Source organism: Arthrobacter sp. NicSoilB11, from assembly GCF_019977375.1.
In the GTDB taxonomy this organism is placed as follows: Bacteria; Actinomycetota; Actinomycetes; order Actinomycetales; family Micrococcaceae; genus Arthrobacter.
This window is the reverse complement of sequence record NZ_AP024657.1, coordinates 3,629,919-3,643,635: the sequence shown is the minus strand read 5'-3', so window position 1 is coordinate 3,643,635 and position 13,717 is coordinate 3,629,919. Positions and strand designations below refer to the sequence as shown.

Here is a 13,717-nt window from a genome sequence, read left to right as displayed (position 1 = left end):
GGCACAAAAGGTCAGGCACAGGAAAGGCCGCCCCGAGGGGCGGCCTTTCCTGTTGGGCCTGGTTTTTGTTGGGCTTGGTATTTCTTGGTTCTGGTTTTTGTTGGTCCTAGCGGGAGCGCTGGCGGAGGCGCTGCATGTCCAGGATGACCACCGCGCGGGCTTCGAGGCGCAGCCAGCCGCGCTGGACGAACTCGGCCAGGGCCTTGTTGACCGTTTCGCGGGAGGCGCCCACCAGCTGCGCCAGTTCTTCCTGCGTGAGCTCGTGGGCCACCAGGACGCCGTCGGTAGCCGGCCGGCCGAAGCGGTCCGCCAGGTCCAGCAGCGCCTTTGCCACGCGGCCGGGGACGTCGGAGAACACAAGGTCCGAGAGGGAGTCGTTGGTGCGGCGCAGGCGGCGGGCCAGGGCCTGCAGCAGCTGGGCCGAAACCTCCGGGCGGGTGCGCAGCAGGGCGTTCAGGCTCTCGTTCTTCAGCCCGGCCAGCCGGGTTTCGGAGACCGCGGTGGCGGTGGCGGTGCGGGGGCTGGGGTCGAACAGCGCCATCTCACCAAAGAGCTCGCCCGGGCCGAGGATGGCCAGGAGCGATTCACGGCCGTCGGGCGAGGTGCGGCCAAGCTTTACCTTGCCGGAGACGATGAAGTACAGCTGGTCACCCTGGTCACCTTCGCGGAACACCGAAGCGCCGCGGGACAGGTCCACCTCGGTGAGCTCGTCCGTCAGCAGCCGGAATGCGTCGTCGTCGAGCGTGGCGAAAAGGGGTGCTCGGCGCAGTACCTCGATGTCCATGAAATCTCCTGAGTAAAAGTATCGGCTGTGGCGCTTGTGCCATTGTTTCAGAATTTTCAACGTTCTGTGACGAACTTGGCAGCCGAAACGCCTGCGGGCAGCCGAATGCAGGTCTGCCGGAGGGCGGTGCACGCCACAGAAGATTGTCAGCGTCCGCCACTAGAATGGGGGTTCAACTGTAAATAAGGAGCCTTTGTGGTCGGCCTGACTGTCCTGGACATCGTCCTGATCCTGGCGCTGCTGTCATACCTGATCTATGGCCTCCGCAACGGGTTCCTGGTCACTGTCGGCGGCCTCGCCGGGTTTGCTGCCGGTGCCATCGCCGCATTCTTTGCCGTCCCCCTCGTCAGCACCTTTGTCGAGGACTCCGGGTGGAGGCTTACCGCCATCATCGCCGCCGCCGTCGTGCTGATGGCCGTGGGACATGGCCTGGGCACCATGGCCGGGCGGCAACTGCGCGGCGTGGTGCGGATCCGTCCCTTGCGGGCGGTGGACCGGCTGGTGGGCGGGGCGCTGAACCTGGTGGTCTCCGCGCTGGTCATGTCCATGCTGGCGTTCAGCGTCAGCTCCCTGGGCGTGCCTTTCGTGTCCCGGCAGCTGGCCGAGTCCAAGGTGATCCGCTTCATCGACGGGCTCACCCCCACCCCCGTCAAGGCCACCATGGCGCAGCTGCGGTCCACCGTGATCGGCAACGGCATTCCCACGTTGATCGAAGGGCTGGACCAGGGCCAGGCGGTCCAGGTGCCCAACACCAGCACCAACACTCCGGCGCTGAACAAAGCGGCGCAGTCCGTCCTGAGGATCGCCGGCACTGCCTACGAATGCGGCCAGAACCAGACCGGCAGCGGCTTCGTGGTTTCCCCGGACCGCGTGGTGACCAACGCCCACGTCGTTGCGGGCGTGTCGCAGCCGGTAGTGGAGATGCCCGACGGCGGTGCGATGCCCGGCCGCGTGGTCTACTTCGACACCAAGCGGGATCTGGCGGTCCTGGCGGTGGACAACCTGCCGTCCCGGCCGCTGCCGCTGAGCCGCGACCTGCCCGGCGGCAGCCAGGCCGCGTTCGCCGGGTACCCGCACGGCGGGCCTTTCCAGTCCAAGCCCGCCACCGTGCAGGACATTGCCACGGTCCTGGTCCCGGACATCTACGGGAACAACCCGTCCCCGGAGGACATCTACCGCCTTGCCGGGGACGTGCAGCCGGGAAACTCGGGCGGCCCGCTGCTGACCACTGACGGCCAGGTGGCCGGGGTGGTCTTTGCCAAGGCAACCTCTGACGCCGAGGTGGGGTTCGCCATCACCATGAACGATCTTGACCCGGTCGCGGAGCAGGCACCCGCATTGTCCACACCCGTCTCCTCCGGGCAGTGCATCCAGAAGTAGCGGCTCCCGGCTACAGGACCTCGGCCAGGTAGTCGATGGCAAGTTTGTAGCCGAACACCCCGGCACCAACGATCACCGCCGCGCAGACCGGCGACAGGTAGGAGTGGTGCCGGAATTCCTCGCGCTGGTGCACGTTGGTGATGTGCACCTCGACGGTGGGCACCTGCACGGCGGCCAGGGCGTCACGAAGAGCCACGGACGTGTGCGTGAAGGCGCCGGCGTTCAGGACAATGCCCACCGCGGTGCCCCGGGCGGCGTGGATGGTGTCCAGCAGGACGCCTTCGTGGTTGGACTGGACGCACTCCACTGCGAAACCGTGCCGCTCTCCGGCGGAAGCGGCCAGCCGCTCCACATCGGCAAGGGTGGAGGTGCCGTACTTCTCCGGCTCCCGCGTACCCAGCAGGTTCAGGTTGGGGCCATTGATGACCAGGATGGTGCCGCGGCCGGCTTCGACAGTGGAGGAGGCTTCAGTCATGCCTGCAAATCTATCGGTTGGCCCTGCCCGCCGCGCATTCTTACGTCCGGATGCGCGGCGGGCAGGGGGTCCGATGGCTGTTTAGAGGGCCGTCGCCTTCAGCAGCAGGGCATGCTCGGGGTTCAGCACCGGCATCGGCAGCCCTACCTCCGCGAGGAAACGGCCGTTGGCCACGGCTCCACCGGCAAGCCACGCCGGCGGTTGCGCCTGGGTGAAGGTGTGCGCGTAGTCGGCGTCCTCCTGGACGGGGGCGAGGACCGCAACCCGGTAATTCCGCTCCGGCTCCAGGCCGGGGAGGCCCATGCGTCCGGGCTGCTCCGCGGCAGAGGTGCGCGTGCCCACGACGGCGAACAGGGCCGCCGTCGTGCTGTCCGCGATGGACCCGTCCGCCACCACGCCGTGCAGCAGGAAGGCATCATCGGCGACGTCCGCGTGGACCCGGCGGCCGCTGTGGATCAGGTCCCGGTGTTCCTTGTACAGGCCCACGATGCGCCGAAGTTCGTCGCGCTCCTTGCCCTGGACGCTCCGGACGTCCCATTCCATGCCAAAGTGGCCGAACAGGGCGGTGATGGCCCGGAAGGACAGGTCGTGCGTGCGGGCGGTGGTGTGCGACGTGGTGGGGCCGATGTGGCTGCCCACCAGCTCGGGCGGGACCACCGCGCCGGTCCAGCGCTGGATGGTCTGCCGTTCCAGCGCATCGTTGCAGTCCGAGGCCCAGATCCGGTCGGTCCGCTCCAGGATGCCCAGGTCCACGCGCGCGCCGCCGGAGGAGCAGCTTTCAATCTCCACGCCGGGGTGTGCCTTGCGGAGCTCGTCGAACAACCGGTACGCGGCGAGGGTCTGCGCGTGGACGGAAGGGGCGCCGGCGTGGCCGTGTTCCACGAGGTCGCGGTTCTGGTCCCACTTCAGGTAGCTGATGTTGTTGCCGGACAGGAGCCCGTCGATCCGGTCGTAGATGTACTGCCACGCGTCCGGGTTCACCAGGTCGATGACGTGCTGGTTGCGCCACTCCAGGGGCAGCCGGCCGCCGTCCTTGTGTGCCTTCGCCGACGGGCCCACGATCCAGTCAGGGTGGGCGCGCGCGATGTCCGAGTCAAGGTTGACCATCTCCGGTTCAACCCACAGCCCAAACTCCATGCCGCGGGAGGTGACGGCGTCGATGAGGGGGGCCAGGCCGTTGGGCCACAGGGTTTCGTCCACGTACCAGTCGCCCAGGCCTGCATGGTCGTCCCGGCGGCCGCGGAACCAGCCGTCGTCGAGCACGAAGCGCTCCACGCCGAGGTCGGCGGCCGATTCCGCCAGTTCGGTCAGGATGTCCAGGTTGTGGTTGAAGTAGACGGCCTCCCAGACGTTGAGGACGACGGGCCGCGGCTTGCCGGCGGGCAGGCCGGTGGACGCGGCGGGCAGGACATGGTGGGGACGGGAGCGGAACCAGCTGTAGAACGCTTCGGTAATGCCGTCCAGGCCGTGGTCGGAGTAGGCGGCGAACAAAGCGGGGGTGGTGTAGCGGGCACCTGGTTCAAGGATGACTTCGGCGGGACCCAGCAGCTCGGAACCGCCGATCATGGTCCGGCCGTCGCCGATGGTGTCGGCGAACTGTTCATGGTTGCCGCTCCAGGCCAGGTGGGTGGCCCACACCCTGCCGTGCCGGTTGCCGAAGCCCTTGGTGCCGGCGGCGAACAGCAGGGAGGAATCGTGGCCGGTGCGGCCGTGTCGGCCGGTGCGAACCCAGGTGCCCTGCTGGATGGGGCGGCGCTGGGGATGCCGCTCGCGGCACCAGCGCCCGGTCAGGTCAAGGAGTTCGACGGCGTCCGGTGCCACGGGCAGGACGGTCGCCAGCTCGTCCACCTGGAAAGGCGTGGTTCCCTCATTGGTGATGGTGTGGCGCAGTTCCAGCAGGCCGCCCGCATGAAGCGCAAGGGACGTGGCGACGCTCAGGCCCGTGTCGCCGTCGGCCTGCACGATGGTGGCGCAGGATCCTTCGGTGCTGACGGAGGTGACGCGGAGGCGGGAGGAGAAGTCCCGGCCGGCGCCGCTGTCCGTGATCCTGTGGCCACGCAGGGCCGGGCGCCCGCGCCAGGCCGAGGAAGCCTGGGGGAGGAGGCCCGCGGGAACGCGGACGTCGATCGACGAGGGCGGCACCGCAGCCGTGAGGATGGCCAGGTCCGGCAGGTCTGCGCCCAGCTCGGCGCCCCAGTGGATGACTTCGGCCTCTCCGCTGTCGAAGCTGATCACCAGGCTGGTGCCGGCGGAACGGAGGTGCAAGGGATCCATAGGGAAGTCTCTTTCAGTGTTCAGGGATTGCGTCGTCACGAACGCGCAAAAGGAAAATCACGGGAAGGGGAGGCCGGGTGCCGCCGCCGCGAGGAGGGGACGGCGGCACCCGGCCGGGTGGCTGCGACCACATACGCAGCCACGTGCGGGGGTTACTTGAAGAGGGCGTTGACCTGGTCGTTGGCGGCCGTCAGGGAGCTGGCCTTGGATTTGCCGGAGACCACGGAGTCCATGGCCGGCTTCATGATGCCGTCAACCTTCGCGGCGTTGTCAGCGATCGGGTAGAGGAACGTGGTGCCGTCCTTGACCTGCTGGCTGAAGGGGGTGACGTCCACGCCCTTGGCCTTGAAGGCTTCCACGGCCTTGTCTGCGGAGGTCTTGATGGCGGGGAAGACGACGGCCTTGGAAGCCACCACGTCCTGGCAGGCGGCGGAGCCGAGGTATTCGACCCACTTGATGGCGGCTTCGGGCTTCTTGGTGCCGGCGTAGATGGAGTCCGCCAGGCCGTTGTACATGCTGGCGCGCTTGCCGTTGACACCCACCGGGGTGGGGGCGATGCCCACCTTGACGTCCTTGTAGCCGGTGTACTGGCCGATCATCCAGGAGCCGTTGGCGTTGATGACGGACTTGCCGGCGGCGAAGGTATCGGCCATGCTGGCGCCCACCGTGGTTTCGAGCTTGGGCATGTAGCCCTTCTCCACCAGCCCGGCGAACCAGTCGATGCTTTCCTGAAACTTGGGGTCGTCGTAGTTGAAGTGCTTGCCCCACGGGTTCTTGTCCGTGTGCGTCCAGCCGGTGGTGCCGGTCAGGTAGCTCCATTCGGTCTGGCCCTGGCCGGAACCGGAGCCGTTGAGGCCGAGCCCGTAGACGGCAACGTTGTTCTTGTCGAAGCCGGGCTCGTCGCCGCGCTTGCCGTTCTTGTCCACGGTCAGGTGGGCGATGGTCTTTTCGTATGAACCGCCGTCCTTCGGATTCCACGTCAGGTTGGCCATCTGCTCCGGGGTGACGCCGGCGTCCGCGGCAAGTTTGGTGTTGTAGAACAGCGCGATGGTGTCCCAGTCCTTGGGAAGTCCGTAGCGCTTGCCGTCCTGGCCCACCCAGAGGTCCGCCAGGCCGGAGTTGTAGATGCCGGTGTCGATGTTGTCCTTCTTGACGGCGTCGTCCAGGGCGAGCAGCTGCTTGTTCTTGATGAATTCGGGGTACTTGCCCAGGTGGTCGGTGAAGACGTCCGGGGCGGTGCCTGCCACGAATCCGTTGGTCAGGGTGCCCCAGTAATCGTCCCAGCCGCGCTGGGTGACCTTGACGGTGATGTCCGGGTTGGCCTTGTGGAAGTCGTCGGCGCACTGCTTGTAGGCGGGGAGCTGGTTGGCGTCCCAGAGCCAGTAGTTGATCTCGCCCTTGCCGGCTTCCGCGGAGCCGCCGCCTCCGCAGGCGGAGAGGGCCAGGACTGCTGCCGCGGCTGCTGCGAGGGAGCCGAGTGCTTTCTTGTTCAGGTTCATGGGGGTCCTTTCAGGGTGCTTCCGGGCAGGCCGCCGTGGCGCGCGCCGGGAGGGGGAATTACGAGGGAAGGGGTGATTACTTGATGCCGGAGAAGCCGATGGAGTTGACGATTTTCTTGCCGAAGACGGCGAACAGGATCAGGACGGGAAGGGCGGAGACCAGCGTGGCTGCCATGAGGCCGGACCAGTCCGGCGCTCCCTGCGGCGATTGGGACTTGAACACGCCCAGGCCCACCGTGAGGACGCGGACGGACTCCTCCTGGCCCACCAGCAGCGGCCAGAAGTACTCGTTCCACTGGCCGATGAAGGTGAGCAGGGCCAGGGTGGCGATGGGGGCGGCGGCGTTTGGCAGGATGATCTGGAAGAAGATCCGAAGGTGCTTGGCGCCGTCGAGCATTGCCGCTTCCTCCACCTCGCGGGACATGTTCAGGAAGAACTGCCGGAGGAAGAAAATGGCGAACGGGGTCATGAAGATGTAGGGGAGTACCAGCCCCGCCATGGTGTTGAGCAGGCCCAGGTTCTTGATCAGGAGGAAGTTGGGCAGCGCGGTGAAGATCGGCGGCACCATCATGGTGGCCAGGAACAGGCTGAAGACCAGGTTCCGTCCCCGCCACCGCAGCCGGGCGAAGGCGTAGGCGGCCATGGCGCTGAAGAACACTGCGCCGGTGGTGGTGATGGAGGCAAAGAGCACGGAGTTGCGCAGGTAGATCCAGAAGTCGATTTGCGCGCCGGATCCGCCCTGGGCCACTGCCTCTTCGGGGGACTGCAGGCCGAAGACGCGCTGGAATGCGCCCAGGCTGAATTCTGCGGGCAGCAGGTTGGTGGCGTTGCCGGCCAGGGCCCCGTTGGTGGACAGTGCCGTCCGGAGGATCCAGTAGAAGGGGAGTACCGAGACAGCCACGGCGATGGCCACAAGGAACCAGGCGGCGGTGCGGCGCCAGTTGAACGGACGACGCCGGGTGGCGGGCCGGGCGGGTGCGGAGACTTTTGCGGTGGTCATGGAAGTGTCCTTAATCCAGGTCTGATTCGTTGCCCTTGAGGAACTTCATCTGGATGAAGGCCACCAGGGCGAGGATGACGAAGAGGATGACCGCCAGGGCGGAGCCGTAGCCGAAGTCCGATTCCGTGAAGGCCTTTTGGTAGATGTAGAACTGCAGCACCCGGCTGGCATTGACGGGTCCGCCCAGGGTGGTGACGGCAACGGTGTCGAACACCTGGAAGGAACCGATGACGGTGACGATCAGGACCAGCGCGAGCACCGGGCGCAGCAGCGGCATGGTGATCTTGCGGAATGTTTGCCAGGGTGAGGCGCCGTCCAGGTTGGCCACTTCGTAGACGTGGCTGGGAATGGCCTGCAGGCCGGCGAACAGCAGCAGGGCGGTGTAGCCCATGTGCCGCCAGGTGTTGATGAGGGCCTGGGTGGGGATGGCCCATTCCTCGCTGCCGAAGAATGCCACCTTGGGCAGGCCGATGGCGTCGATGAAGTAGTTGACGATGCCGATCTGGTAGTCCAGGAGCCAGAACCAGAGGAGGGCGGCGATCACGTTCGCCATCAGGTACGGCAGCAGAAGCGCGCCGCGGATCACGGTTGATTTGGCTACCCGGTGCATCAGCAGGGCAAGCCCCAGCGCGAGCGTGGTCTGGAGGAGGATGTTGATTAGGACGTACTGCCCGGTGACAGCCAGCGCATTCCAGAACAGGGGGTCCTTGGCGATGGCCTCATAGTTGGCGGCACCGATCCACGTCGGGTCGCCGAGGATGCTGTATTCGGTGAAGCTGAGGTAGATGCCCCGCAGGGTGGGCACCAGGTAGAAAACGATAAATCCGATCATCGCCGGGGCTATGAAGAACAATGCGATCTTCAGGTCGCTCTGTCCCCGGCGCTTCAGCGGCCGGTGCGCTGCGTGCACTGCCGGGCTGGCGTTCCTGGTAAGGGTGGTCATCGTCGACCCTTTCCTGAGTGTGATGGAAGTAACAGGCTGGAAAGAAATCTACACGAGTAGATATTCGACGGCAAGGGCTTATTTCAATGTTTCAAAACCAGGGCAATTACGCCAGTGACTGGATATTGACTCGAGTAGATGCGGATGAAACACTCGGATAAACTTCAATCGGAAGGCAACAATGACGTTCTCCATCGGCATCGTGGGCGCGGGCCAGTTCGGCAGCCAGTTCGCACACCTGTTCAACCTGCATCCCGGCGTCAGTGCGGTCTATGTTGTGGACGAGCTGCCGGAGCGGGCTGAATCCGTGGTCCGAAGGCTGGATCTTGCCGGCGTCGTGCCCGACTTTGACGCCCTTCTGGCCTCCGACGTCGACGCCGTGGCGGTCTTCACCCAGCGCTGGACGCACGGACCCCTGGTGGAGCGTGCTCTCCGCGCCGGCAAGCACGTCTACTCAGCCGTGCCCATGGCGGTTGCCGAAGAGGAGATCGCCCGCATCATCCAGGCCGTCCGGGACACCGGCAAGGTGTACATGATGGGTGAGACCAGCTACTACAACCCCGCCACCGTGTATGCCCGCGAACAGCAGGCGGCCGGCAGGTTTGGCCGGGTCTTCTACTCCGAAGGCGACTACGTCCACGACATGGACCTCGGCTTTTATGACGCCTACCAGTACAGCGGGGGCGAGCGGTGGAAGGAGACGGCAAGCTACCCGCCAATGCTCTACCCCACCCATGCGATCGGCGGGGTGCTGGGGGCCATCCCGGCGCACGCCGTCAGCGTCAGCTGCGTGGGCGTCAAGGACCAGCGGGATGACGGGGTATTCGACAAGGACGTCAGCATGTTCGGCAATGACTTCTCCAACGCCACGGCGCTCTTTGAACTGAACGACGGCGGCGTGATGCGCACCAACGAGATGCGCCGCGTGGGCTATCCGTCCCACATCCGCGAATCGCGCTTCCGGTTTTTTGGCACGGAGGCAAGCTTTGAACAGCTCGCCAGGGTCACCGTCTGGCAGGACAAACAGAATGTCCACGACATCTCCGAGCAGATGGAAACCCGGCCCAGCATGTCCCTGGACGATCCCTCACTGGCCAACGTGGCCCCGGAACTCCGGGACGCATTCGTGTCGGGACTCGCTCCCGTCCACGACGCCGGACGGTTGCCTGAGGAGTTCCGCGGCGCACCGAACGGGCACGAGGGAAGCCACCATTTCCTGGTGGACGACTTCGTCACGGCGGTCAATGACGGCACACTGCCGCCCGTGAATGCGTGGGTGGCCGCCCGCTTCACCCTCCCGGGCATCGTGGCCCACCAGTCCGCCCTGCAAAACGGCGTACGGCTTCCCATCCGTGACTTTGGGGATGCGCCGGGTATGAGTGGTTAGCATGGACAGCATGACTTCCCCGGCCGCGCAGGCCTCCCGCGGCGGCCCGGTGACCCGCAAGGATGTGGCGCGCTATGCCGGCGTCAGCACCGCCGTCGTCAGTTACGTGGTCAATGGCGGACCCAAGAAAGTGGCGCCGGCAACCGAAGCCAAGGTCCAGGACGCCATCCGCGTCCTGGGCTACCGGCCCAACGCCGCCGCGCGGGCGCTGAAGCTCGGCTCAAGCGAGACCCTGGGGCTTATCGTCCCGGACATCTCGAACCCGTTCTTCTCACTGTTTTCGCACGCCGTGGAGGATGCCGCCGCAGACCTGGGGTACGCGCTGGTGTTGAGCAACTCGGACGGAAACCTGGCCAAGGAACGCCGCAACATCCGGAACCTCGCCGCCCGGCAGGTGGACGGCGTCCTGCTGGCCAGCGTCCTTTTCGAACCCGATCTCGAGGCGCTGGAAACGGCGGACATCCCGTCCGTGCTGCTCAACCAGGAACGTGACGCCCCGGGCTTCAACAGCATCGGTGTGGACCTGGCGGCCGGAGCCAGGATCGCGGTGGAACACCTGATCAGCCATGGCCACACCAACATCGGCCTGGCCATGGGAACCAACGTCTCCGGGGAGACCGACGGCCGTGAAGTAGGTTGGCGGCAAGCGCTCCAGGAAGCTGGTCTGCCCGAGGGGCCCATTGCCTACAGTGCCTTCACCCGGCCCGGAGGGTACGTGGCCGGGCAACGCCTCCTGGCGTCAGTGAACCGGCCAACGGCCGTCTTCGCCACGTCCGATATGCAGGGGATTGGACTGCTGCGGGCCATCCATGAAGCGGGACTGTCTGTTCCGGGCGACATTGCCGTGGCGTCTTTTGACGGCTCGGCCGACTCTGAATACTCCTGGCCGCCGCTGACCACCGTTGAGCAGCCGGTGGCGGCCATGGCGGAGGCTGCCGTGGCGGCACTCGTTGGAGCCAGCCGGGGGGAGGACCCGCGGCACCGGATCTTTCCCACCAAACTGCACGTACGCCAATCCTGCGGCTGCCCCTAGCCGGCCGACTGCATGGCGGGCAGGCGCAGCCTGGTCCGCTCCTGCAGGACCCGCCGGGCCTCCGGGCCAAGTCCGGAATCGCTGATGACCTCATCCACGTCATCCAGGGCGGCGATGGAACTGATGCCCAGCATTCCCCATTTGGTGTGGTCGGCCAGCACCACTGTCTTGCGCGCTGCTGCCATGAAGGCCCGGTCGGTTTCGGCTTCGAGCAGGTTGGGTGTGGTGAAGCCCGCCTCGGCATCCATCCCGTGGACGCCCAGGAACAGCACGTCCAGGTGCAGTTGCTTGAGGGCGCCCGTTGCGATGGGCCCCACCAGGGCGTCTGAGGGCGTGCGCTCGCCGCCCACCAGGATCACGGTGGAGGAGTAACGGGCCGAGCCGGACGAGGCAGCGTGGTGGAAGAGGTCCGCGATCCTGACAGAGTTGGTGACCACCGTGATCCGCGGCCCTCCAACCAGTTCCTTGGCCAATGCCCACGTGGTGGTGCCGGCACCCAGGCCGACCGCCATGCCCTCGTGGACCAGGGCGGCCGCCTCCACGGCGATGGCGCGCTTCTCCGCGGTCAACTGCGTGGACTTCAGCTCGAAACCGGGCTCATGCGTGCTTGCATCCCCCGGCAGCTTGGCGCCGCCGTGGATTCGTTCCAGCTTGCCGCCCTCCTCGAGCAGCTCGATGTCCCGCCTCACCGTCATCAACGAGACGCCAAGCTGGGTGGCGAGGTCCGAGACCCGGACCACCCGCTCCCGCTGGACGGCATCCAGGATTGCTTGGTGTCGGGCGGCAGGCAGCATGGAGGCGGATCCTTCAACGCGGGTGGCAAGGGTGCTCCCAGCATACGGCGACGGCGCCTCCCCGGCTGGGGAAGCGCCGTCGCCGTATTGCTACTTCCGGAGGCTGGCCGCGATCTGCTGCATGATCGTGGGGTCGGACAGCGTGGTGGCGTCGCCCGGGTCGCGGCCTTCCGCCACGTCCTTGAGGAGCCGGCGCATGATCTTGCCGGACCGGGTCTTGGGCAGTTCGGGCACCACCAGGATGTTCTTGGGCTTGGCAATGGGCCCGATTTCCTTGCCCACGTGGTTGCGCAGCTCCTGTACGGTGGCGTCGCCGTGGTTCACGGCATCGCCGCGGAGGATCACGAACGCAACCACGGCCTGGCCGGTGGTTTCGTCCGTGGCGCCCACGACGGCGGCCTCCGCCACGGCGGGGTGGCTCACCAGGGCGGATTCGATTTCTGTGGTGGAGAGCCGGTGCCCGGAGACGTTCATGACGTCGTCCACGCGGCCCAGCAGCCAGATGTCCCCGTCTTCGTCCTTCTTGGCGCCGTCCCCGGCGAAGTACATGTTTTCGAAGCGGGACCAGTAGGTGTCCTTGAACCGCTGCGGGTCGCCCCAGATGCCGCGCAGCATGGCCGGCCAGGGTTCGCGGATCACCAGGAAACCGCCGTGGCCGTTGGGGACGGACTCGCCCATTTCATCCACCACATCCACGGCGATACCGGGCAGCGGCACCTGGGCGGAGCCGGGCTTGGTGGCGGTGACCCCGGGAAGCGGGGCGATCATCTGTGCGCCGGTTTCGGTCTGCCACCAGGTGTCCACGATGGGCGCCTTGTCGCCGCCGATTACCTTGCGGTACCACATCCAGGCCTCGGGGTTGATGGGCTCGCCCACCGAACCCAGCACCCGCAGGGAGGAAAGATCGTACTTCGCCGGGATCTCCGCGCCCCACTTCATGAAGGTGCGGATGGCGGTGGGAGCGGTGTACAGGATGGAGACCTTGTACTTTTCCACGATCTCCCACCAGCGGCCCTGGTGCGGGGAGTCCGGCGTGCCCTCGTACATGACCTGCGTGGCGCCGTTGATGAGCGGGGCGTAGGCGACGTAGGAGTGGCCGGTGACCCAGCCGACGTCGGCCGTGCACCAGTACACGTCCGTTTCCGGATGCAGGTCAAAGACCGCCCTGTGGGTGTAGGCGGTCTGGGTGAGGTAGCCGCCGGTGGTGTGCAGGATGCCCTTGGGCTTCCCGGTGGTACCGGACGTGTAGAGGATGTAGAGCGGGTGCTCCGAATCGTGGCCCACTGCGGTGTGCTCTGCGCTGGCCGTCCCCACCGTGTCCGCCCACCAGTGGTCCCGGCCCTCGTGCCAGTCCACGTCCTGGCCGTTGCGCTTGACCACCACCACGTTCTGGACCGTGTGGCCATCGTGGGCCAGGGCATCATCGACGGCCGGCTTCAGGGGGCTCGGCTTGCCTCGGCGGTAGGTGCCGTCGGCGGTCACCACCAGCTTGGCTTCGGCGTCGTCGATCCGGGACCGGAGGGCCTCCGCCGAGAATCCACCGAACACCACCGAGTGGACCGCGCCGATGCGTGCGCATGCCAGCAGCGTGATCACGGCCTCCGGGATCATGGGCAGGTACACCGCAACCCGGTCACCCTTGGCAACGCCCAGGGACTCGAAAGCGTTGGCCGCCTTCTTCACTTCCTCGGTCAGCTGGGCGTAGGTATAGGTGCGGGTGTCGCCGGGCTCGCCCTCGAAGTAGATGGCCACGCGGTCGCCGTTGCCGGCCTCCACATGCCGGTCCAGCGCGTTGTACGCCGCGTTGATTTCGCCGCCAACGAACCACTTGGCGAACGGCGGATCAGACCAGTCCAGCGCTTGTGTGAAGTCCTTGGACCACGTCAGCAGCTCCCGGGCCTTCTTCGCCCAAAACGCGGGCCGGTCGGCGTTCGCCTCCCCGTACTCGGCGGCGGTGACAACGGCGTCGGCCGCGAATTCCGGGGAGGGTGGAAAGGCCCGCGTCTCATGCAGCAGGTTCGCGAAGGCGTCGCCCTGGTGGCCTTGCTGTCCTGCCGGCTGGGCGGAAGCGGACGGAACGGTAGCCGTGGAGCTGGGAGTGTCCTGGGACATGTGAACCTCATCATTCATCGATCTTTGCCGCGCGGG

11 protein-coding genes are annotated in these 13,717 nt (G+C 66.5%); 3 read left to right on the top strand and 8 right to left on the bottom strand.

The window, feature by feature from the left end:
• Window positions 1–106: 106 nt before the first annotated feature.
• Entirely contained in the window at window positions 107–784 is a 678-nt protein-coding gene (locus tag LDO14_RS16990) for a Crp/Fnr family transcriptional regulator (protein WP_011775987.1), read from the bottom strand.
• A gap of 195 nt (window positions 785–979) precedes the next feature.
• Between LDO14_RS16990 and LDO14_RS16985 the strand changes: the two genes are divergently transcribed.
• Window positions 980–2,164 (top strand): MarP family serine protease, encoded by a 1,185-nt coding sequence (locus LDO14_RS16985; protein ID WP_223992638.1) that lies wholly within the window; start codon window positions 980–982, stop codon window positions 2,162–2,164.
• Window positions 2,165–2,174: 10 nt separating this feature from the next.
• On the opposite strand, the gene aroQ is transcribed toward LDO14_RS16985, so the two are convergent.
• The 5 genes from aroQ to LDO14_RS16960 form a co-directional block, all read right to left on the bottom strand.
• The gene (gene aroQ / locus LDO14_RS16980) at window positions 2,175–2,639 is read right to left on the bottom strand and encodes a type II 3-dehydroquinate dehydratase (RefSeq protein WP_018768974.1); all 465 of its coding nucleotides are present in this window, start codon (window positions 2,637–2,639) and stop codon (window positions 2,175–2,177) included.
• An 81-nt stretch (window positions 2,640–2,720) separates the two neighbouring features.
• The gene (locus LDO14_RS16975; RefSeq protein ID WP_018768973.1) at window positions 2,721–4,913 is read right to left on the bottom strand and encodes an alpha-galactosidase; all 2,193 of its coding nucleotides are present in this window, start codon (window positions 4,911–4,913) and stop codon (window positions 2,721–2,723) included.
• A gap of 152 nt (window positions 4,914–5,065) precedes the next feature.
• Window positions 5,066–6,412, bottom strand: a complete 1,347-nt coding sequence (locus tag LDO14_RS16970) for a sugar ABC transporter substrate-binding protein (protein WP_134164153.1) — start codon at window positions 6,410–6,412, stop codon at window positions 5,066–5,068.
• A 76-nt stretch (window positions 6,413–6,488) separates the two neighbouring features.
• Window positions 6,489–7,412, bottom strand: a complete 924-nt coding sequence (locus LDO14_RS16965) for a carbohydrate ABC transporter permease (RefSeq protein ID WP_018768971.1) — start codon at window positions 7,410–7,412, stop codon at window positions 6,489–6,491.
• A gap of 10 nt (window positions 7,413–7,422) precedes the next feature.
• Entirely contained in the window at window positions 7,423–8,355 is a 933-nt protein-coding gene (locus tag LDO14_RS16960; RefSeq protein ID WP_018768970.1) for a sugar ABC transporter permease, read from the bottom strand.
• 181 nt (window positions 8,356–8,536) lie between these two features.
• On the opposite strand from LDO14_RS16960, the gene LDO14_RS16955 reads away from it, so the two are divergent.
• The gene (locus tag LDO14_RS16955; RefSeq protein WP_018768969.1) at window positions 8,537–9,742 is read left to right on the top strand and encodes a Gfo/Idh/MocA family oxidoreductase; all 1,206 of its coding nucleotides are present in this window, start codon (window positions 8,537–8,539) and stop codon (window positions 9,740–9,742) included.
• Between the two features lie 10 nt (window positions 9,743–9,752).
• A complete protein-coding gene (locus LDO14_RS16950; RefSeq protein ID WP_018768968.1) occupies window positions 9,753–10,775 on the top strand; it encodes a LacI family DNA-binding transcriptional regulator in 1,023 nt (340 codons plus the stop codon).
• On the opposite strand, the gene LDO14_RS16945 is transcribed toward LDO14_RS16950, so the two are convergent.
• Both LDO14_RS16945 and acs read right to left on the bottom strand, forming a co-directional pair.
• Window positions 10,772–11,569, bottom strand: a complete 798-nt coding sequence (locus tag LDO14_RS16945) for a DeoR/GlpR family DNA-binding transcription regulator (RefSeq protein ID WP_018768967.1) — start codon at window positions 11,567–11,569, stop codon at window positions 10,772–10,774. The two genes, LDO14_RS16950 and LDO14_RS16945, sit on opposite strands and share 4 nt — an antisense overlap.
• A 90-nt stretch (window positions 11,570–11,659) precedes the next feature.
• Window positions 11,660–13,681: an acetate--CoA ligase gene (gene acs, locus LDO14_RS16940; protein ID WP_018768966.1), complete on the bottom strand. Its 2,022-nt coding sequence runs from the start codon at window positions 13,679–13,681 to the stop codon at window positions 11,660–11,662.
• Window positions 13,682–13,717: the final 36 nt, after the last annotated feature.

What these genes read in the sequence shown, in the direction of transcription:
- LDO14_RS16990 (WP_011775987.1), bottom strand. Translation starts at nt 784, where the DNA reads ATGGACATCGAGGTACTGCGCCGAGCACCCCTTTTCGCCACGCTCGAC.
- aroQ (WP_018768974.1), bottom strand. Translation starts at nt 2,639, where the DNA reads ATGACTGAAGCCTCCTCCACTGTCGAAGCCGGCCGCGGCACCATCCTG.
- LDO14_RS16975 (WP_018768973.1), bottom strand. Translation starts at nt 4,913, where the DNA reads ATGGATCCCTTGCACCTCCGTTCCGCCGGCACCAGCCTGGTGATCAGC.
- LDO14_RS16970 (WP_134164153.1), bottom strand. Translation starts at nt 6,412, where the DNA reads ATGAACCTGAACAAGAAAGCACTCGGCTCCCTCGCAGCAGCCGCGGCA.
- LDO14_RS16965 (WP_018768971.1), bottom strand. Translation starts at nt 7,412, where the DNA reads ATGACCACCGCAAAAGTCTCCGCACCCGCCCGGCCCGCCACCCGGCGT.
- LDO14_RS16960 (WP_018768970.1), bottom strand. Translation starts at nt 8,355, where the DNA reads ATGACCACCCTTACCAGGAACGCCAGCCCGGCAGTGCACGCAGCGCAC.
- LDO14_RS16955 (WP_018768969.1), top strand. Translation starts at nt 8,537, where the DNA reads ATGACGTTCTCCATCGGCATCGTGGGCGCGGGCCAGTTCGGCAGCCAG.
- LDO14_RS16950 (WP_018768968.1), top strand. Translation starts at nt 9,753, where the DNA reads ATGACTTCCCCGGCCGCGCAGGCCTCCCGCGGCGGCCCGGTGACCCGC.
- LDO14_RS16945 (WP_018768967.1), bottom strand. Translation starts at nt 11,569, where the DNA reads ATGCTGCCTGCCGCCCGACACCAAGCAATCCTGGATGCCGTCCAGCGG.
- acs (WP_018768966.1), bottom strand. Translation starts at nt 13,681, where the DNA reads ATGTCCCAGGACACTCCCAGCTCCACGGCTACCGTTCCGTCCGCTTCC.